Origin of the sequence: Pseudomonas sp. UYEF17 (assembly GCF_040546125.1) — a bacterium.
GTDB lineage: Bacteria > Pseudomonadota > Gammaproteobacteria > Pseudomonadales > Pseudomonadaceae > Aquipseudomonas > Aquipseudomonas putida_Z.
The window spans coordinates 208836-234510 of sequence record NZ_JBEPNE010000006.1; the positions used below are offsets into that span (position 1 = coordinate 208836).

Genomic DNA, 25675 nt, shown 5'->3' on the forward strand with positions numbered 1-25675 from the left:
GAACGTCATCGATAGGGGAAGAGCCTTCAAAGCTCTTCCCCTATTTTCGTATCTGGAGTCTGTACATGGAAAACCTGGATGCGTTGGTCTCCCAAGCCCTAGAGGCCGTGGAGCGCGCTGAAGACATCAATACCCTGGAACAGATCCGGGTGAATTATCTCGGCAAGAAAGGCGAGCTGACCCAGGTGATGAAGACCCTGGGCAACCTGCCAGCCGAAGAGCGGCCGAAAGTCGGCGCGCTGATCAACGACGCCAAAGAGCGCGTCACCGTTGTGCTCAATGCCCGCAAGGCCGCCTTCGAAGAAGCCGAGCTCAGCGCTCGCCTGGCTGCCGAATGCATTGACGTCACCCTGCCAGGCCGCGGCCAGGCCACCGGTGGCCTGCACCCGATCACCCGTACACTCGAGCGCATCGAGCAGTTCTTCACCCACATCGGCTACGGCATCGCCGAAGGCCCAGAGGTGGAAGACGACTACCACAACTTCGAAGCGCTCAACATCCCAGGCCACCACCCGGCCCGGGCGATGCACGACACCTTCTACTTCAATGCAAACATGCTGCTGCGCACCCACACCTCGCCGGTGCAGGTGCGGACCATGGAGTCCACCCAGCCGCCAATCCGCATTGTCTGCCCGGGCCGCGTATACCGCTGCGACTCGGATATCACCCACTCGCCGATGTTCCACCAGGTCGAAGGCCTGCTGATCGATCGCGATATCAACTTCGCCGACCTCAAGGGCACCATCGAAGAATTCCTGCGCGTGTTCTTCGAAAAAGAACTGGCGGTACGTTTCCGCCCATCGTTCTTCCCCTTCACCGAGCCGTCCGCCGAAGTCGACATCCAGTGCGTGATGTGTTCCGGCAAAGGCTGCCGCGTGTGCAAGCAGACCGGCTGGCTGGAAGTGATGGGCTGCGGCATGGTGCACCCGAACGTGCTGCGCATGTCCGGCATCGACCCTGAAGAGTTCCAGGGCTTTGCCTTCGGCATGGGCGCCGAGCGCCTGGCCATGCTGCGCTACGGCGTCAACGATTTGCGTCTGTTCTTCGATAACGACCTGCGGTTCCTTGCCCAATTCCGCTAGGCCCAATCGACGCACATTCTAGGAGAACAGCATGAAATTCAGTGAACAGTGGCTGCGCGGTTGGGTAAACCCGCAAGTCTCCCGTGACGAACTGGTCGCCCGCCTGTCCATGGCCGGCCTCGAAGTCGACAGCGTTACCCCCGCTGCCGGCCAGTTCAGCGGCATCGTCGTGGGCGAAATCCTCGCCACCGAACAACATCCGGACGCCGACAAGCTGCGCGTGTGCCAGGTAAGCAACGGCCAGGAAACCTTCCAGGTCGTGTGCGGCGCCCCTAACGCCCGCCCAGGCATCAAGATTCCGTTCGCCATGATCGGTGCCGAACTGCCAGGCGACTTCAAGATCAAGAAGGCCAAGCTGCGCGGCGTCGAGTCCTTCGGCATGCTGTGCTCGGCTGCCGAGCTGCAGATCAGCGAAGAGAACGACGGCCTGCTGGAACTGGCTGCGGACGCCCCGGTTGGTGAAGACATTCGCCAGTACCTGAGCCTGGACGACGCCAGCATCGAAATCGGCCTCACCCCCAACCGCGGCGACTGCCTGTCCATCGCCGGCCTGGCCCGCGACGTCAGCGCCCTGTACGACACCCCGGTCACCCGCCCGGTAGTGCCAGCCGTACCGGCTGCCCACGACGAAGTGCGCCCGGTCGAAGTCAGCGCCCCGGCTGCCTGCCCACGCTACCTGGGCCGCGTCATCCGCAACGTCGACCTGAGCAAGCCGACCCCACTGTGGATGGTCGAACGCCTGCGCCGCAGCGACGTGCGCAGCATCGACGCCGCCGTCGACATCACCAACTACGTGATGCTCGAACTCGGCCAGCCGATGCACGCCTTCGACCTGGCAGAAATCAACGGCGGCATCTGCGTACGCATGGCCGAAGAGGGCGAGAAGCTCGTCCTGCTCGACGGCCAGGAAGTTGCCCTGCGCGCCGACACCCTGGTAATCGCCGACCACACCCGCGCCCTGGCCATTGCCGGCGTCATGGGTGGCGAGCACAGCGGTGTGAACACCGAAAAAACCCGCGACCTGTTCCTTGAAAGCGCCTTCTTCGAGCCGATCTCCGTCGCCGGTAAAGCCCGTTCCTACGGCCTGCACACCGACGCCTCGCACCGCTACGAGCGCGGCGTAGACTCGCAGCTGGCCCGCGAAGCCATGGAGCGCGCCACCCAGCTGCTGCTGGACATCGTCGGCGGCGAAGCCGGCCCGGTTGTCGAAGCCGTCAGCGAACAGCACCTGCCGCAAGTGGCCCCGGTCACCCTGCGCGCCGAACGCATCACCCAGATGCTCGGCATGGAAATGGACCCAGCCCAGGTCGAGCAACTGCTCAACGCCTTGGAGCTGACCACTACCAAGACTGAAGAAGGGCAGTGGACTGTCAATATCCCAAGCCACCGCTTCGACATCAGCCTGGAAGTGGACCTGATCGAAGAGCTGGCCCGCCTGTACGGCTACAACAACCTGCCGGTTCGCTACCCGCAAGCCCGCCTGGCCCCCCAGGGCAAGCCGGAAACCCGCGGTGACCTGCCGACCCTGCGCCGTCTGCTGGTTGCCCGCGGCTACCAGGAAGCCATCACCTACAGCTTCATCGACCCGAAACTGTTCGAACTGTTCAGCCCGGGCGTAGAGCCGCTGCTGCTGGCCAACCCCATCTCCAGCGACATGGCCGCCATGCGCGCGTCCCTGTGGCCGGGCCTGGTCAAGGCGCTGCAGCACAACCTGAACCGCCAGCAAGACCGCGTGCGCCTGTTCGAAAGCGGCCTGCGCTTCGTCGGCCAGCTCGGCGACCTGAAGCAGCAGCCGATGATCGCCGGCGTTGTCACCGGCAGCCGCCTGCCAGAAGGCTGGGCCAACGGCCGCGACGGCGTCGACTTCTTCGATGTGAAGGCCGACGTGGAAGCCCTGCTGGGCTACTCCGGTGCCCTGAGCGACTTCACCTTCAGCGCCGGCAAGCACCCAGCCCTGCACCCAGGCCAGACCGCCGCCATCGAGCGTGACGGCAAGCTGGTCGGCTACCTCGGCGCCATCCACCCAGAGCTGGCAAAAGCCCTGGACCTGGACCGCCCGGTGTTCCTGTTCGAGCTGGTGCTGGGCGACGTGGTCGAAGGCCGCCTGCCGAAATTCAGCGAGCTGTCCAAGTTCCCGGAAACCCGCCGCGACCTGGCTTTGATCGCAGGACGTGATGTAGCTTCTAGCTCGGTGCTTGAAGTAATTCGTGACAATGCAGGCGAATGGCTCACAGACCTCAGGCTGTTTGATGTCTACCAAGGTAAAGGCATTGATCCTGATAGAAAAAGCCTTGCCGTCGGCTTGACCTGGCAGCATCCATCGCGCACTCTTAACGACGATGAGGTGAACACTACCCTGCAAAACATCCTCACCTCGCTCGAACAAAGGTTGAACACCACGTTAAGGAAATAACGGCATGGGTGCTCTGACGAAAGCTGAGATGGCCGAAAGGCTGTACGAGGAGCTGGGGCTTAACAAGCGTGAGGCCAAGGAGCTGGTCGAGCTGTTTTTTGAAGAAATTCGGCACGCACTTGAAGAGAACGAGCAGGTCAAGCTGTCCGGTTTCGGCAACTTCGACCTTCGCGACAAACGCCAGCGGCCGGGCCGCAACCCCAAGACAGGGGAAGAAATCCCGATCACCGCACGGCGCGTCGTCACCTTTCGTCCAGGGCAGAAGTTGAAGGCCCGGGTTGAGGCCTATGCTGGAACCAAGCCATAACGACGAACTGCCCCCCATACCGGGCAAAAGGTACTTCACCATTGGTGAGGTGAGTGAGCTTTGTGCGGTAAAACCGCACGTGCTGCGGTATTGGGAGCAGGAGTTCGATCAGCTCAATCCCGTGAAGCGGCGGGGGAACCGGCGGTATTATCAGCGGCAGGATGTGCTGATGATTCGCCAGATTCGCGCGCTGCTTTATGACCAGGGGTTCACTATTGGTGGGGCTCGGTTGAGGCTCTCAAGTGATGAGGCCAAGGATGAGTCGAGCCAGTACAAGCAGCTGATTCGGCAGATGATTGTCGAGTTGGAGGATGTGTTGGTGGTGTTGAAGAAGTGACCTGGGTTTTTGATGAGTGAAATTTTTTTTGAGAAAAAGCTTTCATTTATCAGGAGGTTAGGGTAGATTCTTCATCGTTCTCAGAGGTTATGAGAATGTAGTCGGGGCGTAGCGCAGCCCGGTAGCGCACTTGCATGGGGTGCAAGGGGTCGAGTGTTCGAATCACTCCGTCCCGACCAAAAATCCCTAAAATCCAGTCATTTAGCGGTGACTGGATTTTTTTATGCCTAACCGCTTTTCACTCGTTAGTAATTTTGCCCCACTTTTTGTCCCACCGGATTTCAACAGCCCGCCACTCAGGAATTCAGAGTCGTCAGAACCTTGGGCACTGTACGATCAAATTTGAGTGGGCTGAGCAGTCGCTCAATGCAGAGGCAATCAACCGGTAGCACACTATTGGGGCAATGGTGGTTCGAATAGCTACGCTTTCGCTACATTTCTCCAGCTGCAGCCCGTCTTAGACGGGCTTTGGCGTTCCTGATGTACGCCAGTCTCACCACCTAGTCCCCATTTTTAGGTTGGCTTCATCTTGCACGTTGCTGATTGTGCTGGATGAGTTGCCTTACATGTGACTACTTGCTCAAGCAAGGACGGCAGAGTGTTGTTTTGCGGTAGGTCCCGTTTATAAGGCTCTAATTGCAGCTCTTCAATCCAAACTGCATCACTGACAGCTGCGCGGAAATCTGATCTGTAGGCTGGACCCAAACCTTATCGCCCACTGTTTCCATACGGTATCTGATGGAAATAGCGCTGTCATTCTGCCCGGAAATGTACAGAACTGCCGACCCCTTCATACCAAGCAGCCCATCAGATTCAATGGCGATTGAGTCAATCCTAGCCACGGACCTGCAAGTGGTGTTCATCTGTCCAAGATTTGTAACGATTTTTAAGCCCAGTTGGCGTACCAAGGATTCCCCGGTTTTTTCAAAGTTCGCGTGCCTATTCCATGCGATGGCGGCATATCCGCATCCGACAAGCAGAACGACAAAAGCACCAAGCTTTTTAATGAGCGACACTGGTGGCCCCGACAAGTGTAATTGGCAAATGCTGCTGGAGGATTGTAACTTCGAGTTACGAAAAAGTCAGACTATATGACATTCCAAACCAGAAGCATGCGAGCTTGAATGTGGTTTTCTTCGTTGCCGGATGATGCGCGCTTTAGGTTTCGGGTTGTCGGAGAACGACAAATCCCAACAGCAATCTCGGCGGTGTAGGGCATGGCCAGTTCTCTACAACCGCCGGAAATGTGGCTCACTTCTCATTATGCCGTAGGAAATTTCCTCTTTTTTGATAGGCTTTTGCCATCAGTCGAGAGGAAAAGGAAATGCCCGTCGTCATCGTTGAAAACGATACATCACAGTGGGAAGACGAGACAGGTGCTGTCTATCACTTCCCCAAGCGCTACCAAGCCTGGCTCGCGCAGGGAACAGAGGTGATCTACTACAAAGGGCGAATCAAGGACAAAGCCTTTGCTTCCGTCCGCCTCAGCGCCGATCCGCATTATTTTGGTAAGGCACGCATAGGTCAGGTCTACGCAGACCGGAGAAGCGATAAGGGTGATCTGTTTGCTCTGATCGAAAATTTCACGCCGTTTGAAGACGCTGTCCCCTCGAAAATTGACGGCGAGTACCTGGAGACTATCCCCGCCAGCCGTATGAGTAACTACTGGCGTGATGGCGTTCGGCCGATTTCTCAATCCGATTACGATGCCATCTTAAGCCATGCGACGCTCCTGCCTTCGCGTGCTGACGCGGCTGTACCGGATATGGAAGACGACCCACTTACCTTTGAATCGGCCAGTGAAGGCAGCAAAACAAGCTACTTTGGAACCCGTTACGAGCGTCGGAAAGATTTGAGAGTGAAGGCCATCGCCATCCACGGGCTTGACTGCAAGGCATGCGGGTTTGATTTCGAACAGGCATACGGCGAACACGCGAAGGGCTTCATTCACGTTCATCACGTAGTACCGATTTCGGACTTTGGTGGGGAGAAGGCCGTGAATCCTGAGACTGACCTCGTGACGTTGTGCGCCAACTGTCATGCGGTAGTTCATCGCAAGAGAGATATGACTCTGAGTGTTGACGAGTTGAAAGGAATGTTGCGCGGGCGATGGGTAATCGAGTCCCAGTAGATTGCTAAGCGCACGCTAACACTGCCTGCGTGTGAAGGTGGGGGGCAGCTGGAGCGCCTTCAAAACGGGGGATGGACTTAGGTTTTGAAGGCGTCCAGTGAGGGAGGGGTGATTCAGCGCATCATGCCTAGCTCGGCATCATCCATCAGCGCCTTAGCCAATGCGCAGAGGTAATGCGAAGCCCAGATCAGCTGGGGTTTGTCTTCCATCAAGCCGTCCAGGGTCATATCCCGTGCATAGCCCATCAGCTCCGAGGCCTGTTCGCGGGCGCTCTGGCAGGGGATGCCCGCTTCGATGCGGAACAGCGGATGGGTCTGGTTTTCACCTTGGTAGAAGGTGGTTTTGCCGACGGTGAATTTGGTTTCTTCTGTGGTCATTGTTCAATCTCCCCGAAATTTCTAGTGCCTGGTCTGGCCTCATCGCCGGCAAGCCAGCTCCCACAGATACTGCACAGGCCTCGAGATTTGTGGCGCAGCTTAGATCCATGTGGGAGCCTTGCTTGCTGGCGATAGGGGCAGCCCAGGCGACACATAAATGAAGCCTTAGTGCAAAGTCCTAGGCTCAGTGGGCATCTGCACCTGGACCAGTGCGGACTCAAGCAAAGCTCGCAGCGTCTCCAGCTCATGCATCGAGGCCATCATCAGAATCGACGCTGGTGACTTGGGCTGCAGCAGCATTGCCTGATGCACAACGGTCGCCGCGCATAGTGCGTAGTCCGTGGCTTGGATCAGGGTGTCTTCAAGGCAGAGAGTATTTTGGGGTGGATCTGGGACCATCTTCAGCATGCTTACGCTCCAACAATGGTTGAGCTGCTATCCACCTCGCTGTCAAACGGGAGGGTGGCAGCTGTACGCGGGTTGACAGACCGAGATTGTTGGCACTCGGCGCACACGAGGGTGCCCGCACGTACAGCCGCCATAAGCGTATGCACACGGACAACAATCGACGGCCTGTCAAAACCGGTCGCTGAATTGGCAGCGACGGAGCGAGACTAGGACTCACGATTTCCATGTGCAACGAAAAACAGGCGCAGGGAGTATCTTTGGGAAATGGCCTACAAGGAAGGGGTTAATTCTGACTTTTTTCGCCCATTCACCTTCACAGCATGCAACGTCGGCTGCTCTGTTAACGGTTTGTGGCTCTCAAAAAGCTTTCCACTCACGAATCCCTGTATCCAGTTATGTCGCGATGCCAACAAACGGTCCAGCATGGACTTTCGCCACTCAAGCCTTGAAACTGACCCGCTCGCATCCGGACCAAGGCAGGTCACGGGCCTACCCCCCTGCAACGGACGCCAAGTAACAGCCCATGGAATGCACCGAAGATGACTATCGAAGCTTTTGCCCCTTTCCAGCGCCTCGCCACTGACCTGTTGAAGTACCTACCGGCTGACCAGCCAGATGGCTCCCACGACCTGTCCCACATCCATCGCGTATGGGTCAACGCGCAACGGATCCAGCGCGCAGAAGGCGGCGACCTGGAAGTGCTGCTTGCAGCGACTGTGCTGCATGATTGTATCGCAGTAGAAAAGAACTCGCCCTTGCGTGGGCAGGCGTCAACGCTGTCCGCACAAAGGGCGGCGTCAATCCTGGCTGATATGGGCTGGCCCTTGCAGCGCATCGAGCAGGTGGCGCATGCAGTCAAAACCCACAGCTACTCGGCTGGCTTCGAACCGCTCACCCTTGAGGCCAGGATACTTCAGGACAGCGATCGCCTGGACGCCCTAGGTGCAGTGGGTATCGCCCGGTGTTTTTACGTTTCCGGGCGAATGGGGTCGGCGCTGTACGATTTCGAGAACCCCACTGCGTGGGGGAGGGAGTATCAGGACAAGGCGTATACAGTCGAGCACTTTCATACCAAGCTGCTCAAGCTTGCGTCAGGTTTTAAAACTGCTGAAGGGGCTCGACTGGCTGCTGAACGTCATGCTCGGCTTGAAGTGTTTCTTGCGGATTTCATGGATGAGATCGGGGCTGGCGGGGCAGGGGGGCAGTGACGGGGTTTGGGACGATTGGCAGGTTTTTTGGCGTGAGCCAGCTGTATTGGAACTGCCCACGACTGGATTGATTTTGTGGGTGGCTTTGGGGAAGTAGCCAGGCCCTGGGGCGGGTAGCTGTGGTGTCATGGGCCTGAGTGTTCTGTTTGGGCGGGGAAGAATTTAGCGCGGGCATGGCACCGGCTGCGCCGGTGTTCGCGGCTGAAGCCGCTCCCACAGGGGGGGCTGCTAATTCAGGGAGATATTTGCAGTATTTGAGGGCGGGTTTGTTCGTGAAGACCTTGTCGGCGATGCCATTCGCTGTGTTGGAGTCTTCGTGGGTATGTTGGACCGCGGCGGCGCCGGTCCCTTGGAGGCTGGGTCCGTGCTTGCCGGTTGAGCTATCCGTGCGGCAACGCACCTCTGGGCTGGGCCTTCTTGTACAAGGTTCTGCTGATCGATGAGTTGTGTGCAGTTTTTTTGAGCGGGTTTACAGTGGATGGCACGGGCTGCGCCCGTGTTCGCGGGCGCGCCCGCTCCCACAAGAATCGCGCCATCTTTTAGATTTTGAGCAAGGCATTTGCTGCCACAGGGATCGCGGCAACATCTAGAGTTTTTGCAAGGCAGTTGCTTTCACAGGGGGCGCGCAGGGTTTGAGTGCTGGGTTTGCGGCTTTTAGCTGATCCAGCTTTGGCGGCAAGGGCATGCCGAGCGGGACGGGCTCTGGGATTTGAACAGCCGAGCTGACGTGCGAGAAGAGATGCCGTACAGCCCGGATCGTGCTCGTCTCAGAGAGGCGGCGCTACATAGATAACCCGATCACGCCCATTCTGTTTGGCGGTATAGAGCCCCTTGTCAGCGCGTTCCAGTGCGTCATCCAGCGTTTCACCCTTGGCAAACAGGGTGCACCCTATGCTCAGGGTTACCTTCAACTGACCACAGGGCAACTGCATCGGGCTGGCACCCACCTGTTCGCGAATCCGCTCAGCAATCCGCGTCAGTTCTTCGCTGTCTTTAACATGCAAAATAGCGACGAACTCCTCACCCCCATGGCGCACCAGCAGGTCATCGGGGCGAAGTGCCGCACGCAGGCGACGGGCAGATTCGCAAAGCACTTTGTCACCGCCGCCATGGCCGTACTTGTCGTTGATGGATTTGAAGTGATCCAGGTCGGCATAAACCGCACCCAGTTGTAAGCCGTTCACCTCTGCCAATCGCCGTTCATGGTCTTCAAACGCCGACAATGCGCCGCGGTTCCATAGTTGCGTCAAAGGGTCGAGCAGGGCTTTGCGCTGCTCGCGATCCATTTCAAGCCGCAGATCGCGGTTCACCTGCGCCAAGGTGCGCAGCTGCAGATACCCCTCGGCGAGCGTGGCCAGATCCCTGAAGTTCGCTTGTTGAGCCTCGCTGAGCACGCGCGGGTGGGGATCGAACATGCACAGCGTGCCGATGGCTTTGCCGTTACCTGCACGCAAGGGGTGGCCGGCGTAAAAGCGGATGTAGGGCGGGTTGAGCACCAGCGGGTTGTCGATGAATCGCCCGTCGCACTTGGCGTCGGGCACCATCAGGGTACCCTCGCCGAGAATGGCGTAGCCGCAAAAGGAAATGCTGCGCGTCGTCTCGCTTGCCTCAAGCCCTATGCGGGCCTTGAACCACTGTCGGTCCTGGTCGATCAGGCTGATAAGCACGGTATCCACATGGGCTAGGTCCTGGGTAAGCCGCACCAGGGTATCGAGGTAGTGCTCGGCTGGTGTATCGACCAGGTTCATGTCATCGAGCGTGCGCTGGCGAAGCGCTTCGTCTGCGGGTAAAGGGCAAGCTGGCATCGTTGGTCCTCCATTCCCTGGTTGGCTGCTTTTGCACTTGGCGGGGCGCGTTCTCTATACCGTCGAAACAAGCACAGCATAGGTTATAGCGTGGAACCTCGGGCTGCAGGTGCGGCTGACCATTTCTTGCCGAGAGTGTGATTTCTTTCGCTCGATAATCGTCAAGATTGCTACCCCTTCGCCGTCGTCTGGGGACTGATACAGGGCCTTTCATGCAAACGCTGTTGAACGAGATTCTCGAAGAAGTACGTCCCTTGATCGGCAAGGGCAAAGTGGCTGACTACATTCCTGCGCTGGCCGATGTGCCGGCGAACCAGCTGGGCATCGCGGTCTATGGCAACGATGGCAGCTATTACTGCGCAGGCGACGCCCTGGTGCCGTTCTCGGTACAGAGTATTTCCAAGGTGTTCAGCCTGGTGCAGGCGATCGGGCACTCGGGGGAGGCCATTTGGGAGCGGCTTGGCCATGAGCCTTCCGGCCAGCCGTTCAACTCGCTGGTGCAGCTGGAGTTCGAGCGTGGTCGGCCGCGTAATCCATTTATCAATGCGGGTGCGTTGGTGATCTGCGATATCAACCAGTCGCGCTTTGCTGCACCCACTTTGTCGATGCGCGATTTTGTGCGGCGGCTATCGGGCAATCCGCACATCTCGATCGATGCTCGCGTTGCCGATTCGGAGTATCAATTCCGCGCGCGTAACGCGGCCATGGCTTACCTGATGCAGTCGTTCGGCAACTTCCATAACGAGGTGGAGACGGTGCTGCGCAGTTATTTCAGTTACTGCGCGCTGCAGATGAATTGCCTGGACCTGGCCCGGGCGTTCTGTTTCTTGGCCAATGATGGGTTCTGCAAGCACAGCGGTGAGCAGATTCTGACCCGGCGCCAGACCCAGCAGGTGAACTCGATCATGGCCACTAGTGGGTTGTATGACGAAGCAGGGAATTTCGCCTATCGGGTGGGGTTGCCGGGCAAGAGTGGCGTGGGGGGCGGGATTGTGGCGATCGTGCCGGGGCAATTCACCGTGTGCGTGTGGTCGCCGGAGTTGAATGCGGCGGGTAACTCCCTGGCCGGGATGGCGGCGCTTGAGTTGCTGAGCTCGCGGATTGGGTGGTCGGTGTTCTGATCGGCGGGCTCGCTTGTTGTGCGACGCGGCGGTGTGGCGGTTTACTTACCTGTGAAGAATACAACTCGGTGTATGGCACCGGCTTCGCCGGTGTTCGCGGGTGAACCCGCTCCCACAGGTACTGCGGCTGCCTTGAAGGCTGTGGTGATCTTGTGGGAGCGGGCGAGCCCGCGAAGAATGCGACGCGGTGTATGGCACCGGCTGCGCCGGTGTTCGCGGGCATGCCCGCTCCCACAGGTACTGTGGCTGCGTTGAAGGCTGTGGTGATCTTGTGGGAGCGGGCGAGCCCGCGAAGAATGCGACGCGGTGCAACCTCTCAATTCTCGCCCAAGCGTGTAGTAGCGAATATCCGGCTGCTCGCACGCATCTTTCCTTCCGTTTGATGGTGAGCGCCGATATTTTCTTGACTGGGCTCACAAAATCTTGAGATCTAGCGATTATGCCGATTTTTCTTTCAGTTTCCAGCTGATGGCTTATGGGTGGCTACTATATTGCCATCTTTGTGCTTGCAATCTTCCCTTTCAATCAATCGCCGGCGCAGCAATTTTCTTCACTGGGAAACGAAAATCTTCAAATTTTCCAGTAGCACAGATTTTTTCTTGAGTCGCGCCATGCCTCAGCACTCCGCGTAGCGCGCTTCCATAGGGTTCTTCGAACTGATCCTTAATTGTCCCTCGAGAAATTTTGCAAACTGCAACGAGGTACCTGGTTCGTCACCCAACATACCTATGGCTACCTCAATCGAACTCATGCCCCCCACCAGCTATCTCTCGAGCAACCCAGCCCTTGAACGCCTCCGCCACCGGCGATGGGTGCATCGCGCCTGATTGGGCCAGCACCACTTTTTGCGGTGATACCTCTTCCAATAATGGCCGGCATAGCAGCGGTGTACCGTCATAGCAGTGGTCCCCCGCGGGCCGGGTGCATGACAGGGCAACCCCGTAGCCATGCGCGACGAGGCCCCGTTGCATCTCGAAGGTCTGGGTGTATTGCTGAGTGCGTGGTTGCAGGTTGTGCGCCCAAAACAGTGAAAGAAAATACTCACGCGTTTGTGCGATGTCCTCAAGAATCAAACACTCTTGCGCCAGCTCATGCAGCGGTATCTCGGCCAGGTGGGCCAGGCGGTGATCAGTGGCGATGAGTGCGTAGGGCTTCAACTCAGCCAGTACCTGGCGCGGCAGCAAGGGATCAAGGCCAATGTCATAAGTTAGCGCGAGCTCGGCTTTACCGGCGCTCAAGTGGCGGTGTACGCCTGCCAGGTCAGTCTCGAAAAGCGTTACCTCGACATCGGGATACTGCTTGCGAAAACTCGACAGCAGCCGCGGCGCGTAATAGGGGCCCAAGTCTTGAAAGCAGATGAGCGACAGGTTGCCGCGAAGCGAGCCGCGCGTGGTATCCGCGTTCTGATTCATGGCAATGGCCATGCCGATGATATCGCGTGCCTGGGCCAGTAAACGCGTGCCCGCTGACGTCAGCTCCAGCCCGCGGCTCACCTGGCGCCGGAACAGCCGCTCGTTCAGCGCCTCTTCCAGCTGGGCGATCGCTACCGAAACCGATGGCTGTGAAACGTGCCGGGCTCTGGCCGCAGCGCTGATGCTGCCGTGCTCGGCCACGGCGACGAAGTACTCGAGCTGCCTGAACGAGAACCCTATCATCTTTTCCTATACTCGGGATTAGGAAATATATTCTTTTCCTATTGTGGCTGAAAAGCAATACTCGCGGTGCACCTTGCTTATTCCGCTTGAAAAATGGCAGTGGTGCTGTTGCCCAATAAAAAGACCAAAGGGTGCTTATGAAACTGTCCGCCAAATTTCAACTGAGTGACGAAACCATCGAGGCTTTTCAGCGTGATGGTGCCGTCTGCGTACGTAATTTGTTCACGCCGGAAGAAGTTGCACTGCTCGAAACCGGCATCGAACAGAACCTGAAAGCCCCAAGCGAGCGCGCTAAAGTGGCAAGCCGCCCTGATGACCCGGGTTGGTTCTTCGAAGACTTCTGTAATTGGGGGGATATTTCGGCCTATCGCCAGTTCATCTTCGAAAGCAGGGTAGGTAGTGTTGCAGCGCAACTCATGAACAGTGAGACAGCCCGGCTTTATCACGATCACCTGCTGGTCAAGGAGCCAAACACGCGCCAGCGAACACCCTGGCATCAGGACCAGCCGTATTACAACATCGACGGGCGCCAGAACTGCAGCATGTGGATGCCAGTCGACCCGGTCTCGAGAGAATCCACCCTTGAATTCGTAGGGGGCTCGCACCTTGGGCCATGGCTGATGCCGCGCAGCTTCCTCGACAGCCAGGCGCAATGGTTCCCGGAAGGCAGCCTTGCGGACTTGCCGGATATCGAGGCCGATCGCAGCGCCTGGAACATCCTCGGCTGGGAGCTCTCCCCAGGCGATGCCGTGTTCTTCCACATGCTCACCTTGCACGCCTCGGGCGGTGTCGGGGGCAACCGTCGGCGTCGTGCCTTCTCGGTACGTTTCCTGGGCGATGACATTACTCACGCACCGCGCCAGTGGAAAACCTCGCCACAGTTTCCCGGCCTCGAAACGCAACTCGCCAGCGGTGCCCAAATGAACCACGAACTGTTTCCGGTGCTGTGGCCTAGGGCTTGATGATTGGAATGCTGCGTGCCTGATAAAACCGCACGGCATTAGCGCTGTGCGGACCTGATAATAAAATCAAGAAGGTATCTATGAGCGCTCAATCTTCACACCAGTTGAAGCGGGGTCTCTCTACCCGGCATATTCGTTTCATGGCATTAGGTTCTGCTATCGGTACGGGGCTGTTCTATGGCTCGGCATCGGCAATAAAGTTGGCAGGGCCTTCGGTTTTGCTGGCCTATCTGATAGGTGGCGCCGCCATTTACATGATGATGCGCGCCCTTGGCGAAATGGCGGTTCATAACCCGGTGTCAGGCTCGTTCGGGCACTATGCCAGCCAGTATCTGGGGCGCTACTTTGGCTTTCTGACAGGTTGGAGCTACGCGTTCTCGATGCTGGTGGTTTGCCTGGCAGACGTGACGGCCTTTGGCGTTTACATGGGGCTGTGGTTCCCTGAAACACCTGCCTGGATCTGGGTGCTTGGGATAGTGTTCTTTATCGGGGCGCTGAACCTGTGCAGCGTGAAAGTGTTCGGGGAGATGGAGTTCTGGCTGTCGTTGCTGAAGGTGACCGCGATCGTTGCCATGATTGTGGCAGGCGCGGCTGTGCTGCTGTTGGGTATCCAGTTGAATGACGAGGCAGGCACGGTTGCCGGAGTCTCGAATCTGTGGAGCCACGGCGGGTTCTTCCCTAATGGCGTCAGTGGGATGATCGCTTCGTTCACTGTCGTGATGTTCGCCTTTGGCGGGGTCGAAATGATCGGCATCACCGCAGGCGAGGCAAGGGACCCGAAGCGCGTGCTGCCCAAGGCTATCAACTCGGTGCCTCTGCGCATCCTGCTGTTCTACATTCTTACCCTGTTCGTACTCATGGCCATTTACCCTTGGACCAGCATTGGCAGCCACGGTAGCCCGTTCGTGCAGATTTTCAGTGGTCTTGGCATCAGTTCAGCGGCCACCGTGTTGAACATCGTGGTGATTTCAGCTGCTGTTTCGGCGATCAATAGCGATATCTTCAGTGCTGGGCGGATGATGTACGGAATGGCTCAGGACGGCCAGGCGCCAGCCGGTTTTGCATCGTTGTCGCGTTTCGGTGTGCCGTGGATGACGGTTGCGGTGATGGGCGTCGCGCTGCTTCTGGGCGTGGTATTGAACTACCTGGTGCCGGAAGACTTGTTCCTGGTTCTTGCGGCGGTGGTCACGTTTTCCATTGTCTGGGTCTGGTTGATGATCCTGCTTTCTCAAGTGGCCATGCGGCGCGGCATGAGCAAGGAGGAGGTGGCAGCACTGGATTATCGTGTGCCGCTGTGGCCGGTAGGGCCAGCTTGCGCGATTGCTTTCATGGTGTTCATTTTTGGTGTGCTCGGTTGGTTCCCGGCGAGCCGCACAGCCATGTATGTCGGGGTTGGCTGGTTGGTGCTGCTATCCCTGGGTTACTGGTTGTGGGGTGTGCGTGCGCCACGTCACGTGTCGGCCAGCGCTTGAGGCGTTGAACCAAACTGTGGGAGCGGGCTTGCCCGCGAAGAATCAAACGCGGTGGCTGGCACCGGCTACGCCGGTGTTCGCGGGCGTGCCCGCTCCCACATGTACTGCAGCTGTCTTGAAGGCTGTGGTGATCCTTACCTTCTAGGCCCGGGGGGCATCGGCCCTCTCAGTCAGATGGGGCAGTACGGGACTCACGGTCAATATCCTCCGGCCAATGAACCTTGGGCGCCAGGCAATGCATATGGCTCAGGCCATCGTCGTCGTTCCAGTCACGGGGTGGGTGCACGAACTTCGGCAGGGCTTCGGGGCCTTGCTGCATGAATAGCCGGGCAATGGCCCAGTAGGCTTCGCCTTGGTACAGGTCATAGGTGAAGAACAAGCGGTCGATGACTTCGTTGGTTTCCGGGTTGCGGACCGACAGCATGACGTTTTCGATCAGCCCACCGTGGCCTGGGGCGTAGACTCGGTAGACTTCGGCGGTTACGTCGTCCCAGTTGTAGGCGACCGGTTTGACGCCCCAGCGTTTGCGGCTGAAAATGAAAATGCGGTCATATCGAAACTCATAAACATATATTTTTTGGCGAAGTCGATTGAAACGAATAGGCTCGTCTCTAGGGGCAATCAGATCAAGCTTGATGTAAGGAATTAAGGTCCACAGTATTGCTGAGGCGGTAATTGCCAATGATAGATTCATCAGCCAGTCGTGCCGCCAGTCGTCATATAATAAATCCCAGTACAAGTAAAGCGTCATTCCAAAAAGAAAAAGCAGCCCCCCAACACCGACTAGGAATACAGCGCCTCGAAGGATGGTGCTGCTCCGTGGCAACTCGAGATAAACATCATCGAAATAGTTAGGCGACGGTTTGACACTCGCCCACACTGTCCGCCACTTTGGAACTTCATCCACCTTGGGAAGATCATGGCTCCAGCCTAAAGCACGCTCCCACAAAACTTTACCATCAGGCTTCACTCGTTAATCTCCCTGACACAAATCTCAAAGTACCCACTTGGCATCTAGGCAGAGCGTGTAGCAGCTTGCCGTAGGGCCTGGCTGTGCAGGGGCCTTGCGGGAACAGTGAGGCTGCCGCAACCTATGGCAGCCTATACCTTCTAGGCCCGGGGGCATCGGCCTTCTCATTCAGATGGGGCTGTACGGGATTCGTGGTCAATATCTTCCGGCCAATGAACCTTGGGTGCCAGGCAATGCATGTGGCTCAGGCCATCGTCGTCGTTCCAGTCACGGGGTGGGTGCACGAACTCCGGCAGGGCTTCGGGGCCTTGCTGCATGAATAGCCGGGCGATGGCCCAGTAGGCTTCGCCGTGGTAGAGGTCGTGAGTGAAGAACACGCGGTCGATGACTTCGTTGGTTTCTGGGTTGCGGATCGACAGCATGACGTTCTCGATCAGGCCGCCGTGACCGGGGGCGTAGACTCGGTAGACTTCGGCGGTTACGTCGTCCCAGTTGTAGGCGACCGGTTTGACGCCCCAGTGTTTGCGGCTGAACAGATAGATGTAGTGGAATCTGAATTGGTAGAGATAAATCTTGCGTCGCAGACGATTAAAGCGGATTGGTTCGTCCCGTGGGAGCAGCAGGTCCATCTTTACATATGTCGCAGTAGCCCACATGCCGACCAGAAGCATTAGTGAGGCGAGGAGGTCAACATGCCAGTCACTCGACCAATTAATACCAAATAATTTCCCAGGCATGTAGATAAAAGCACCAGCAGTAAAAGCTAGTATCGGTCCTCCTATTAATACAGCGATGCCACGCAAACTGACAGTGGATCGAGGGAGTTCTAGGTACACCGAATCATAATAATTTGGCGAGGGATCTATATCCTCAAAACTTAATCGCGGGACTGCATCCGATCTGACGTCCGGCAGATCATGACTCCAGTGCAAAGCCCGCTCGCAAAGAACTCTGGACTTGGCTTTCATTCGTTAGCTTCCCTAATACAAGTTTCGACATATGCATCTGGTAGTCGTCTATCTGGCCAATACCTTACCAGCAGTGTCGCGGCTCTTATTGTATGCTGCCCAGTTGTCGCCATAAGCTCCGCCGTTCCAGTGAACTCTAGCCAAGACTGATACGGCTTATCCGAGTCAGGCGACCGTCGCTTCTTTTCCATTAAAATATCAATTTTATAATCAGGCAGATTTGGCTGAGAAAAGTCGTGAAATATAGCCGTCTTGGTAAGAGCCTCAACTTGAACAGGTTGGTGCTCATCAAGAGCGAGAGTCTCTCCACCAATAAAGTCGGGGAAAGTACCGTCACCATGGCGATGTACTGATAGGGTCCATCGATAGGCTGAATACTCATCATTGTATTTGGGTAATATGATGTAAAATTTTAGTTTGTGCTCTAGCTCCAAACTGATCAAGCCACCCATTTTGGAAGTGGTCGGGTCGCTTATGCGTTTGGATTCGAAATGAACCGCCGCGTGCACGCCAAGCGTGGCGGCATTAAGTTCTGCAAACGCTATATCTGCATATTCGGGTGTGCCCCAAGACACGACCGGACTTTCGTCGCCTCTGCCAAAGCAGCAACGTCGCGCCCAACGCTCTAATGAATCAGATTCGCTTTGTTCAGCTGAGCGGGTAAGTGCATAGGCGGCGAGTGCCAGTATTATAGCCAGGCCTAAAGGTCCGAACAGGAGGGGCTTAAATACTGCGTAGACAAACGCTCCAGTTGAAAAGGCGTACAAAAAACCTGCACGAAAATAATGCGTTTCTGCTGTATTGTCCCCGGATGCCATTGCACGTTTAGCAGCAGAAAATGCTTGCACTGAGTCAATCACTCCGGTTATTGCACCTATCATCGCACCGATTTTTATCAGCGATACTCCAGTTTCTGAGGCGCCCCTAGCCCACGATTTTCCAGTATGCTTAGTACTTGAGCTCAACAAGAGCCCAATTAGCTCGATACTCCCTCCCAACACTCCCAAGTACGATCCTTGCAACGCCAACTTGGCCTCATGCGCCTTCGGCCCAATCTCTGTCTCCGCCTTTTCCTGATTCCTGCCCAGACTGTCCTGCTGCAAATACAACCCGCCTATCGCCAGCAGAACCTCCCAGCTGCCAGCAATCCCGCGCAACCCGGAAAAACCGGTTCTAACCAATCGGGCTGCCTGCTGCGTCGTGATCTTCATCCCGTGCAACAACCTGCGCGCATCGGTTTCCAGCGTCCCCGCTGCCACCGAGATATCCACCAAGGCAAGCTGCGCCGCACTGCTCGCCTGGGTCACCCCCATGCTGGCCTCCTTGAACAACCGCCCATGCACTTCCTCGGCCTTGCCCTCGACCCACACCGTCACGCTGATCATCGTATTGGTGAACCGCGGGTCGAGCACGGCCAGGCTCATTAGCCCGTGCTGGATGATCGGCCGCACCTTGCGCATGGCCTTCATCGAGCCAAACTCGAAGTCATCGATATTGCGGCGCATCCGGTCCCGCGCCTCGGCGATCGACGCGTTGGCCTTGTGCTGCAACTCCCGGAGGTGGGCGCTCTGCAAGGCGTAGTACTCGCCCAGCTTCATCTTCACTTCCAGCTCGATCAGGTGGACGCCGTTGTAGAGAAACTGCGTGGCGCTGTTCAGATGCCGCACGGCTTTGTGAATGCCAGGCGACAGACATGGCGCCAGCCGCTGACTGGCCGCATTGAGCGCGCCCTGCGTTTCCGCAATGGCCTGCTTGAGGGTATTGCGCATGCGTAGGCCGGCGTCATCGCTGGCGATGATCTTGCTCAGCATGCCGTAGAGCTTGTCGCTGTCGTTCCAGTTGATCGCTTCTGTGGCGGAGAAACTGGGCAGCAGCCCGGCCAGCAGAGAGCGATCCCGCATCAACAAGGCGCGGTAGGGCGGGCTGTCCGGGTCCTGCAGCCATTTCAACCAGAGCAGTTCGCTGGTGCCGGAAGCGGGAACATGCGGTTCAAGGCGAGGGACGACAGCTTCCGTTACCCCACCGCCCAGGCACAGTGCCATGGTCTTGGCGTAGGCCACCCCGGACTCGCGATCGTTACCGTCGTAGTCGTACGCCTCGGCCACCTTGAACATGGGCGTATCGAACAAGGCAACGTACGCCTTTGCGTCCTTGTCGATGTAACGCTGAAACTCGCGTTCCTGCTGCTCGTATTCAGCCTGGAACGCGGCCCGCTGCGGTTCGTGGTAGCGCTCTTCAAGCCGCTCGTCACTCTCCTGCTGCGCACGCTCGACCAATAGCTGCCGCTCGACTGCCGGGTCGGTGAACACCGGCGGCCCATCGCCCGTCATCGGCTCCAGCGACGGCACCTTCTGCGCCGCCCATTCCCTGTGCGTGGCACGAATGATCTGCAGGATCTGCGAGGTCTGCAGCTGATAAGCCCGCATCGGTTCTTCACGCCAGGCCTGACGCTTCAGTACCCAGTTCAGCCGCTGATGGTTGTACTCCTGAATCAGCCCGACGGTGTCGTCGAGCACCACTGCCAGCACGCCGTTTTCCAGCTGGTGCCGGTTGATCGCATTAACCAGATAGCCGCGCAGGGCGAACCGGCGCAACCAGCGGCTGTGGAAGCCATGCGCACTGTCGAAGGGGGCGCAGCCATGCTGGGCATACTCGAATACCTGCTGGTCGACCCCAAGCTTATCGGGCGTCATGGCGATGCCCAGCAGCTCGGGATTGCTGCGGGCCTGGATCAGGTCCAGGCCCTCGAAGCGATGCGCAGGCGACGCGCCGCTCTTGTAGGCGTTCAGCACGCTCACCGGCCAGGGATCGCTGGAGAAGGCCAGCCAGGCGCTGGCGTACCTGGTGGTATCGAGGTTGAGAAAGGCCGAAGGAATGTCGTGATCTGCGTTCACGCATTTTTCGGGCAGCGACGAAGGCGGGCCGTCTGGCGGCTCGTAAGGGTTGAAGCGGCGCAGATGACCTTGCTCGCTGACGGCATAGGCGTGCCAGACCTGCTGGTCGAGCAGGACATACAGGTAACCCATGCGCAAGGTGCGCAAGCCGATCTTCGCCGTGATATGCCGGTTATCCGCCACGGTGGAGACACACTCGGGGCGGGTATCCGGCACCAGGGCGCGACGCAGCGGCAGGATTGGCAGACCCTGACGTTCGCAGGACATGCACTGGTCGTGTGGCAGCCCGGCTTCGGCGATCGCGAGGGCAATACGTTGGCTGATGGTCATGAGCGATCCTCGTGTTGGACAGGTCCTTGTCGACCTCTGAACACTAACGGGGAATCGCTTTCCAGAGAGGCATTGGGCTTCCTAAAAGCTTGTAGGAAACGTCTCTGAATAATGGTTTAGCTCTATATGGGGCCATGATCGGTACCCCGGCCTTTTGCGCCACCTGTCGAACCCAAGGCACTGCTGGTGGCCGTTTTCCGTCCGACCTGTATGCGCGATCAATGCGCAAACTCAGGAGAACGTCCATGGCAAACGATCAGAATGACCCCGGCCTCAAGCAAACCGAATCCCAGCCCGGCAGCGGTGACGGAGAGGTCCCGCTACCTTCGGATGACGAAGGCCCGATCGAGGAGGAGATGGAGGACGTGCAGGCAAACAATTCGGTTTCTGCCGAGCACCCGCAGCCTCGCTGACGGAGTTGCCCGGAACGAATGCGGTTCACACCTTTTCTTGCGAGGTATGCAGCGATGAGCCCCGATCCGAATGCCCAAGGCGCCACGAACCAGGACATGCCCACTTCACCCGACCCGGCTGTTGACCCCGACCGCCCGACCATACCCGACCCTGACGACGACCCGCTCATGAACGAAGAAGAGGGTGGTGATTGGCAGGAGGAAGACAGCTTGGCTGATGACGGCAGGCAGAGCGTGGAGCAGCCTGCGGTAGACCTGGATCAGCGCAGGGAGTGACCATTGATAGGGCAGGGCCCTGTGGGAGCGGGTTTACCCGCGAAGAATCCGACACGGTGTATGGCACCGGCTGCGCCGGTGTTCGCGGGCATGCCCGCTCCCACAGGTACTGTGGCTGCCTTGAAGGTTGTGGTAATCCTGTGGGAGCGGGCGTGCCCGCGAAGAATCCAGCGCGGTGGCTGGCACCGGCTGCGCCGGTGTTCGCGGGTGAACCCGCTCCCACAGGTACGGTGGCTGCCTTGAAGGCTGTGGTGATCCTGTGGGAGCGGGTTTACCCGCGAAGAATCCAACGCGGTGCATGGCACCGGCTGCGCCGGTGTTCGCGGGTGAACCCGCTCCCACAGGTACTGCGGCTGCCTTGAAGGTTGTGGTAACCCTGTGGGAGCGGGCATGCCCGCGAAGAATCCAGCGCGGTGGCTGGCACCGGCTGCGCCGGTGTTCGCGGGTGAACCCGCTCCCACAGGTACTGTGGCTGCCTTGAAGGTTGTGGTAATCCTGTGGGAGCGGGCGTGCCCGCGAAGAATCCAACGCGGTGCATGGCACCGGCTTCGCCGGTGTTTTCGGGTAAACCCGCTCCAGCGCATCAGGCCATAAGCGATACCTCATGCTCAAACGGCAGGTCCGGGCCCACTCGGGAGCAGGTGATCGCCGCAGCACGGATCGCATAGGCAAGCATCGCATCGATTGTGTCACGCTCAAGCATCGCCAAACCTGCTGGGCTGTCGGCTCCGAGCCTGGCGAGGTAGGCGAGCACTGCCGCCTGGAACGTATCGCCAGCACCCACGGTATCGCGCACCGGTAAAGACGTATCCGCCGGACGCAGCCATGACCCGTACGCGCAATGCACGCTTGCCCCGTCACCGCCATGCGTGACAAACACCAGCCTGCACCGTTCGCCAAGCCAGCCTCGAGCCACTTCTGCGGGGGCGCGCCCCGGGTACAGCAGGGCCAGGTCTTCCTCGCTGGCCTTGATCAGATGTGCGCGGCCGGCAAAGGCTTCAACCTGGCGCCGCCACAGTGCCACATCCGGCTGCGGGTTCAGCCGCACGTTCGGGTCGAGGCTGATCAGGCGTTGATCACTTTCGCGTTGCACCAGCGCCATCAGCGTATCGGCCACGGGCGTCACCACCAGGGTGTACGACCCCACATGCAGCCCGCGCACGCGCTCATCCAGCGCAGGCAGATGTTCCAGCCGCACCTGTCGGTCCGCGCAGCCTTCACCGCGAAACTGGTACTGCGCCGAGCCGTTGGCATCCAGGCCGACCATGGCCAGTGTGGTTGGCGCATCACTGCTCACCAGGTAGCCGCACTCCACGTTTTCCTCTTCAAGCACCCTGCGCAGTCGCACACCCAGGTAGTCGCTGGACAGGCCGCCGAACAACGCGGCGTCCGCGCCCAGCCGGCGCAGGCCGACCGCGACATTGAACGGCGAGCCGCCGGCAATCGCGGTAAAGCCCAGCTCGCTACTGCGGGGGCTGTTTTCCACGCTGAACACATCGAACAAGGCTTCGCCACACACCAGATACATGGAGTTCTCCAATACGAAAGGTAAGGCCGGCGATCAGCGTGCCGGCAGATGATCCCGGTAGCGTTGATAGGCAACCTGGTACTCGGCCTGCTGTGCCGGGCGGGGCAGGGTGCGTGTGCTTTCGTCCAGGGCCACGCAGCGTTGGCAAAGGGTTGCAAGGCTGTCGCCATGGCCCGACTGCCGGCCGAGGCTCCAGGCGGCCTGGATTGCAGCACCCAGGGCGGCGGCTTCGGTCTGTTGCGGGCACACCACTGGCAGGCCGAGCAGGTCTGCCAGCACCTGGCGCCACAACGGGCTTTTCGCCGCGCCGCCGACCAGGCGGATTTCGCTGCCTTGCAAGCCACTGGTACGCAGCAGGTCGAGGCCGTGGCGCAGGCTGAAGCAGGTGCCTTCCAGCACTGCCCGGCACAGGTTGGCGCGGGTCAGGTTGGCACTGGTCATGCCGTGCAGGCTGGCACTGGCGTTGGGCAACGCGGGCACGCGCTCGCCGTCGAAGAAGGGCAGCATCAGCAGACCGTCGGCGCCAATGGGCGCTTGGCCGGCAAGCTCGGTGAAGCGCTCGAGGTCCAGCTCCAGCAGATCGCGCACCAGGGCGCAGGCGCTGGTCAGGTTCATGGTGCAGATCAGTGGCAGCCAGCCGCCGCTGGAGGAGCAGAAGGTCGCCACTTCGCCCTGTGCGCTGACTCGGGGCTGGTCGTCATGGGCCGCCAGGGTGCCGGAGGTGCCGAGGCTCAAGGTGATCATGCCGGGGGCGATGTTGCCGGTGCCGATGGCGCCGAGCATGTTGTCGCCACCCCCACTGGCCACCCACGTCTGCGGGCTCAGGCCCAGCGCCTTGGCGGCGTGCTCCCGCAGGGTGCCGATGCACTCGCCGGACTCGACCAGCTCGGGCAAGGCTGCCAGCAGCCGCTCGCCCGGCTCGATGCGTTGCAGCACGTCGGCGGCCCAGGTTCGACGGCGCACGTCGAAATACCCGGTACCGGAGGCATCGCCGGGCTCGCTGCAGGCGCGGCCGGTCAGCCAGTGGTTGAGGTAGTCATGGGGCAGCAGGATATGAGCCAGGCGGGCGAACAGGTCGGGGTGTTGGCGCTTGGTCCAAAGCAGCTTGGACGCGGTATAGCCTGGCGCGATCACCAGCCCCAGGCGTTCGAGCGAGCCTTCGGCGCCACCGAGTGCATCGAGCAGTTGCTGGTTCTCGGGCGCGGTTTCGGTATCGCACCAGAGCTTGGCCGGGCGCAATACCTGGCCCTCGGTATCGAGCAGCACCAGGCCATGTTGCTGGCCGGACACCGCCAGTGCGCGGACCGCCCGACCGTCGACACCGGCCGCACGCAGTGCGCCGGCCACCGCGCTGCGCAGGGCGGCCAGCCAGTCGGCCGCGTCCTGCTCGCGGCGCCCATCGCGGCCTTGGGGTGGGGCGTGGGCGGCGCTGCCCAGGCCGAGCACCTGGCCGCTGCCGGCGTCCAGCACCAGGGCCTTGGTGCCTTGGGTGCCGCAGTCGATGCCGAGGAACAGTTCATCCATGTCGATACGCTCCGGGTCAGTCGCCGAGGACCTGGCGCAAGGTTGCACTCACGCCGTGTTCGCGCAAGCTGTCGTACAGGCGCTCGAACGCGCTTACGAAGGCCCTGGATGCCGGTATCGCCGTGCCGAAGATCGCCTCGTCACCGAGCACCCGGGCGGCCAGGCCGTCACGCTGCACCACCCGCGCCTGGCAGTCGGCGGCGCGTGGGTCGGGGATGCTGTAGCGGGTGCCGTGTTCGTCTTCGCCACGCAGGTACACCGCCCAGGCCGCGACCACCAGGGCGACGCGTTCCAGTGGCTTGCCATCGGTGATCAGGCGGTTGGCGGTGGGCACGATGAACTTGGGAAACTTCGACGAGCCGTCCGAGCACACGCGCTCCAGCTGGTCGGCGATGGCGCGGTTGGCGAAGCGTTCGCTGAGGCTGGCCTTGTAGCGCTCCAGGTCGATACCCGGCACGGGGGCCAGTTGCGGGGTCACGTCCTGGTCCATGAAGGTGCGCATGTAGCGATGCAGCAGCGGGTCGGCGAGGGTTTCGTGGACGAAGCGGTAGCCCTGCAGGAAGCCCAGGTAGGTGAGCGCCAGGTGGCTGCCGTTGAGCAGTTTGATCTTCATCGCTTCATAGGGCGTGACGTCGTTGGTGAACTGCACGCCGACCTTTTCCCAGGCCGGGCGCCCGGCGACGAACTTGTCTTCCACCACCCATTGCAGGAACGGCTCGCACACTACTGGCCAGGCATCCTCGACGCCATGGCGCTCGAGCAGTTGCTGGCGGTGGGCGGGGCTGGTCATCGGCGTGATGCGGTCAACCATGGCGTTGGGGAAGCTGACATTGCCGCCGATCCACTCGGCCAGCTCAGGGTCGAGCAGCCGGGCGAAGGCCAGCAGCGCCTTGCGCGCCACATCGCCGTTGTGCGGGAGGTTGTCGCAGGACATCACGGTGAACGGCCCGCTGCCGGCCGCGCGGCGGCGGCGCAAGGCTTCGCAGAGAAAGCCGAACACACTGTGCGGAGACTGTGGGTTGGCCAGGTCGTGCTGCACCTGTGGCAGGTCGGCGCGGAATTCTCCGGTGCTGTCATCGATGCAGTAGCCGCCTTCGGTGATGGTCAGCGAGACGATGCGGATGGCGGGCTCGGCCAGCTTGGCCAGCAGCGCGCCGGCACCGTCCTCGGCCAGCAGCATGCCGTTGAGGGCGGCGATCACCTGCACTTCGGTGTCGGGCTGGTCACCCAGTTCGAACAGGGTGTAGAGGTGGTCCTGCGCGGCCAGGGCATCGCGCATGGTGCGGTCTTCGCTGCGCAGACCGGCGCCGCAGATGGCCCAGTCGAGGCCTTCGCCGAGGTTCATCAGGGCGTCGGTGTAGGCGGCCTGGTGGGCGCGGTGGAAGCCGCCGACGCCGATGTGCACGATGCCCTGGCGCAGTTGCCCGGGGTCGTAGGCGGGGCGGGTGACCGTGGCCGGGAGCTGGCCGAGGTTGGCTTGGTTCAGTTTCATCA

The 25675-nt window shown here is 59.6% G+C and carries 21 protein-coding genes and 1 tRNA gene; 12 read left to right on the forward strand and 10 right to left on the reverse strand.

The window, feature by feature from the left end:
- The first annotated feature begins 65 nt into the window (after positions 1-65).
- The 6 genes from pheS to ABIB24_RS12670 all read left to right on the forward strand — a co-directional run bounded on the left by pheS (position 66) and on the right by ABIB24_RS12670 (position 6270).
- Positions 66-1082: a phenylalanine--tRNA ligase subunit alpha gene (pheS, locus tag ABIB24_RS12645; protein WP_013972006.1), complete on the forward strand. Its 1017-nt coding sequence runs from the start codon at positions 66-68 to the stop codon at positions 1080-1082.
- Positions 1083-1113: 31 nt separating this feature from the next.
- On the forward strand, positions 1114-3495 hold the full coding sequence (gene pheT / locus ABIB24_RS12650; RefSeq protein ID WP_274079367.1) for a phenylalanine--tRNA ligase subunit beta: 2382 nt from the start codon (positions 1114-1116) through the stop codon (positions 3493-3495).
- A 4-nt stretch (positions 3496-3499) separates the two neighbouring features.
- A complete protein-coding gene (gene ihfA / locus ABIB24_RS12655; protein WP_003250679.1) occupies positions 3500-3802 on the forward strand; it encodes an integration host factor subunit alpha in 303 nt (100 codons plus the stop codon).
- A complete protein-coding gene (locus tag ABIB24_RS12660) occupies positions 3783-4139 on the forward strand; it encodes a MerR family transcriptional regulator (protein ID WP_003250681.1) in 357 nt (118 codons plus the stop codon). The genes ihfA and ABIB24_RS12660 overlap by 20 nt, the downstream gene beginning before the upstream one ends.
- 102 nt (positions 4140-4241) lie before the next feature.
- A tRNA-Pro gene (locus ABIB24_RS12665) sits at positions 4242-4318 on the forward strand.
- Between the two features lie 1145 nt (positions 4319-5463).
- The gene (locus ABIB24_RS12670; RefSeq protein ID WP_354316535.1) at positions 5464-6270 is read left to right on the forward strand and encodes an HNH endonuclease; all 807 of its coding nucleotides are present in this window, start codon (positions 5464-5466) and stop codon (positions 6268-6270) included.
- A gap of 113 nt (positions 6271-6383) precedes the next feature.
- Here ABIB24_RS12670 and ABIB24_RS12675 read toward each other — a convergent pair whose 3' ends face one another.
- On the reverse strand, positions 6384-6647 hold the full coding sequence (locus ABIB24_RS12675) for a DUF3077 domain-containing protein (RefSeq protein WP_003256566.1): 264 nt from the start codon (positions 6645-6647) through the stop codon (positions 6384-6386).
- A gap of 165 nt (positions 6648-6812) precedes the next feature.
- Complete coding sequence (locus tag ABIB24_RS12680; RefSeq protein ID WP_354316537.1) at positions 6813-7055, reverse strand: hypothetical protein; 243 nt, start codon at positions 7053-7055, stop codon at positions 6813-6815.
- Between the two features lie 539 nt (positions 7056-7594).
- Between ABIB24_RS12680 and ABIB24_RS12685 the strand changes: the two genes are divergently transcribed.
- On the forward strand, positions 7595-8263 hold the full coding sequence (locus ABIB24_RS12685) for an HD domain-containing protein (RefSeq protein ID WP_354316538.1): 669 nt from the start codon (positions 7595-7597) through the stop codon (positions 8261-8263).
- A 767-nt stretch (positions 8264-9030) separates the two neighbouring features.
- Here ABIB24_RS12685 and ABIB24_RS12690 read toward each other — a convergent pair.
- Positions 9031-10068: a sensor domain-containing diguanylate cyclase gene (locus ABIB24_RS12690; RefSeq protein WP_354316539.1), complete on the reverse strand. Its 1038-nt coding sequence runs from the start codon at positions 10066-10068 to the stop codon at positions 9031-9033.
- Between the two features lie 212 nt (positions 10069-10280).
- Here ABIB24_RS12690 and glsB point away from each other — a divergent pair, with 212 nt between their 5' ends.
- Positions 10281-11189 (forward strand): glutaminase B, encoded by a 909-nt coding sequence (gene glsB / locus ABIB24_RS12695; protein WP_085592323.1) that lies wholly within the window; start codon positions 10281-10283, stop codon positions 11187-11189.
- Between the two features lie 737 nt (positions 11190-11926).
- Here glsB and ABIB24_RS12700 read toward each other — a convergent pair.
- Positions 11927-12844: a LysR substrate-binding domain-containing protein gene (locus ABIB24_RS12700; protein ID WP_274079991.1), complete on the reverse strand. Its 918-nt coding sequence runs from the start codon at positions 12842-12844 to the stop codon at positions 11927-11929.
- A 137-nt stretch (positions 12845-12981) separates the two neighbouring features.
- Here ABIB24_RS12700 and ABIB24_RS12705 point away from each other — a divergent pair, with 137 nt between their 5' ends.
- Positions 12982-13806, forward strand: coding sequence for a phytanoyl-CoA dioxygenase family protein (locus ABIB24_RS12705; RefSeq protein WP_354316540.1), 825 nt, complete (start codon positions 12982-12984; stop codon positions 13804-13806).
- 80 nt (positions 13807-13886) lie between these two features.
- Positions 13887-15278, forward strand: coding sequence for an L-histidine transporter HutT (locus ABIB24_RS12710; RefSeq protein WP_137163547.1), 1392 nt, complete (start codon positions 13887-13889; stop codon positions 15276-15278).
- 166 nt (positions 15279-15444) lie between these two features.
- Here ABIB24_RS12710 and ABIB24_RS12715 read toward each other — a convergent pair whose 3' ends face one another.
- From ABIB24_RS12715 to ABIB24_RS12725, 3 genes are all read right to left on the reverse strand, one after another.
- Positions 15445-16248: a DUF6708 domain-containing protein gene (locus ABIB24_RS12715; protein WP_354316541.1), complete on the reverse strand. Its 804-nt coding sequence runs from the start codon at positions 16246-16248 to the stop codon at positions 15445-15447.
- Between the two features lie 164 nt (positions 16249-16412).
- Positions 16413-17216 carry a DUF6708 domain-containing protein gene (locus tag ABIB24_RS12720; protein ID WP_354316542.1) on the reverse strand — a complete coding sequence of 268 codons (804 nt, stop codon included), beginning with the start codon at positions 17214-17216 and terminating at the stop codon, positions 16413-16415.
- Positions 17213-20440 carry a T6SS effector BTH_I2691 family protein gene (locus tag ABIB24_RS12725; protein WP_354316543.1) on the reverse strand — a complete coding sequence of 1076 codons (3228 nt, stop codon included), beginning with the start codon at positions 20438-20440 and terminating at the stop codon, positions 17213-17215. The genes ABIB24_RS12720 and ABIB24_RS12725 overlap by 4 nt, the downstream gene beginning before the upstream one ends.
- A 245-nt stretch (positions 20441-20685) precedes the next feature.
- On the opposite strand from ABIB24_RS12725, the gene ABIB24_RS12730 reads away from it, so the two are divergent.
- On the forward strand, positions 20686-20853 hold the full coding sequence (locus tag ABIB24_RS12730; RefSeq protein WP_170978829.1) for a hypothetical protein: 168 nt from the start codon (positions 20686-20688) through the stop codon (positions 20851-20853).
- 96 nt (positions 20854-20949) lie between these two features.
- Positions 20950-21129 (forward strand): hypothetical protein, encoded by a 180-nt coding sequence (locus ABIB24_RS12735; RefSeq protein ID WP_170978830.1) that lies wholly within the window; start codon positions 20950-20952, stop codon positions 21127-21129.
- Positions 21130-21712: 583 nt separating this feature from the next.
- On the opposite strand, the gene ABIB24_RS12740 is transcribed toward ABIB24_RS12735, so the two are convergent.
- From ABIB24_RS12740 to ABIB24_RS12750, 3 genes are read right to left on the reverse strand one after another with little or no spacing between them, the layout of a single operon-like run.
- The gene (locus ABIB24_RS12740) at positions 21713-22657 is read right to left on the reverse strand and encodes a carbohydrate kinase family protein (protein ID WP_137163551.1); all 945 of its coding nucleotides are present in this window, start codon (positions 22655-22657) and stop codon (positions 21713-21715) included.
- Between the two features lie 33 nt (positions 22658-22690).
- The gene (gene xylB / locus ABIB24_RS12745) at positions 22691-24181 is read right to left on the reverse strand and encodes a xylulokinase (protein WP_274079631.1); all 1491 of its coding nucleotides are present in this window, start codon (positions 24179-24181) and stop codon (positions 22691-22693) included.
- Positions 24182-24197: 16 nt separating this feature from the next.
- Positions 24198-25673, reverse strand: a complete 1476-nt coding sequence (locus ABIB24_RS12750) for a mannitol dehydrogenase family protein (protein ID WP_354316544.1) — start codon at positions 25671-25673, stop codon at positions 24198-24200.
- Positions 25674-25675: the final 2 nt, after the last annotated feature.

What these genes read in the sequence shown, in the direction of transcription:
- pheS (WP_013972006.1), top strand. Translation starts at nt 66, where the DNA reads ATGGAAAACCTGGATGCGTTGGTCTCCCAAGCCCTAGAGGCCGTGGAG.
- pheT (WP_274079367.1), top strand. Translation starts at nt 1,114, where the DNA reads ATGAAATTCAGTGAACAGTGGCTGCGCGGTTGGGTAAACCCGCAAGTC.
- ihfA (WP_003250679.1), top strand. Translation starts at nt 3,500, where the DNA reads ATGGGTGCTCTGACGAAAGCTGAGATGGCCGAAAGGCTGTACGAGGAG.
- ABIB24_RS12660 (WP_003250681.1), top strand. Translation starts at nt 3,783, where the DNA reads ATGCTGGAACCAAGCCATAACGACGAACTGCCCCCCATACCGGGCAAA.
- ABIB24_RS12670 (WP_354316535.1), top strand. Translation starts at nt 5,464, where the DNA reads ATGCCCGTCGTCATCGTTGAAAACGATACATCACAGTGGGAAGACGAG.
- ABIB24_RS12675 (WP_003256566.1), bottom strand. Translation starts at nt 6,647, where the DNA reads ATGACCACAGAAGAAACCAAATTCACCGTCGGCAAAACCACCTTCTAC.
- ABIB24_RS12680 (WP_354316537.1), bottom strand. Translation starts at nt 7,055, where the DNA reads ATGCTGAAGATGGTCCCAGATCCACCCCAAAATACTCTCTGCCTTGAA.
- ABIB24_RS12685 (WP_354316538.1), top strand. Translation starts at nt 7,595, where the DNA reads ATGACTATCGAAGCTTTTGCCCCTTTCCAGCGCCTCGCCACTGACCTG.
- ABIB24_RS12690 (WP_354316539.1), bottom strand. Translation starts at nt 10,068, where the DNA reads ATGCCAGCTTGCCCTTTACCCGCAGACGAAGCGCTTCGCCAGCGCACG.
- glsB (WP_085592323.1), top strand. Translation starts at nt 10,281, where the DNA reads ATGCAAACGCTGTTGAACGAGATTCTCGAAGAAGTACGTCCCTTGATC.
- ABIB24_RS12700 (WP_274079991.1), bottom strand. Translation starts at nt 12,844, where the DNA reads ATGATAGGGTTCTCGTTCAGGCAGCTCGAGTACTTCGTCGCCGTGGCC.
- ABIB24_RS12705 (WP_354316540.1), top strand. Translation starts at nt 12,982, where the DNA reads ATGAAACTGTCCGCCAAATTTCAACTGAGTGACGAAACCATCGAGGCT.
- ABIB24_RS12710 (WP_137163547.1), top strand. Translation starts at nt 13,887, where the DNA reads ATGAGCGCTCAATCTTCACACCAGTTGAAGCGGGGTCTCTCTACCCGG.
- ABIB24_RS12720 (WP_354316542.1), bottom strand. Translation starts at nt 17,216, where the DNA reads ATGAAAGCCAAGTCCAGAGTTCTTTGCGAGCGGGCTTTGCACTGGAGT.
- ABIB24_RS12725 (WP_354316543.1), bottom strand. Translation starts at nt 20,440, where the DNA reads ATGACCATCAGCCAACGTATTGCCCTCGCGATCGCCGAAGCCGGGCTG.
- ABIB24_RS12730 (WP_170978829.1), top strand. Translation starts at nt 20,686, where the DNA reads ATGGCAAACGATCAGAATGACCCCGGCCTCAAGCAAACCGAATCCCAG.
- ABIB24_RS12735 (WP_170978830.1), top strand. Translation starts at nt 20,950, where the DNA reads ATGCCCACTTCACCCGACCCGGCTGTTGACCCCGACCGCCCGACCATA.
- ABIB24_RS12740 (WP_137163551.1), bottom strand. Translation starts at nt 22,657, where the DNA reads ATGTATCTGGTGTGTGGCGAAGCCTTGTTCGATGTGTTCAGCGTGGAA.
- xylB (WP_274079631.1), bottom strand. Translation starts at nt 24,181, where the DNA reads ATGGATGAACTGTTCCTCGGCATCGACTGCGGCACCCAAGGCACCAAG.
- ABIB24_RS12750 (WP_354316544.1), bottom strand. Translation starts at nt 25,673, where the DNA reads ATGAAACTGAACCAAGCCAACCTCGGCCAGCTCCCGGCCACGGTCACC.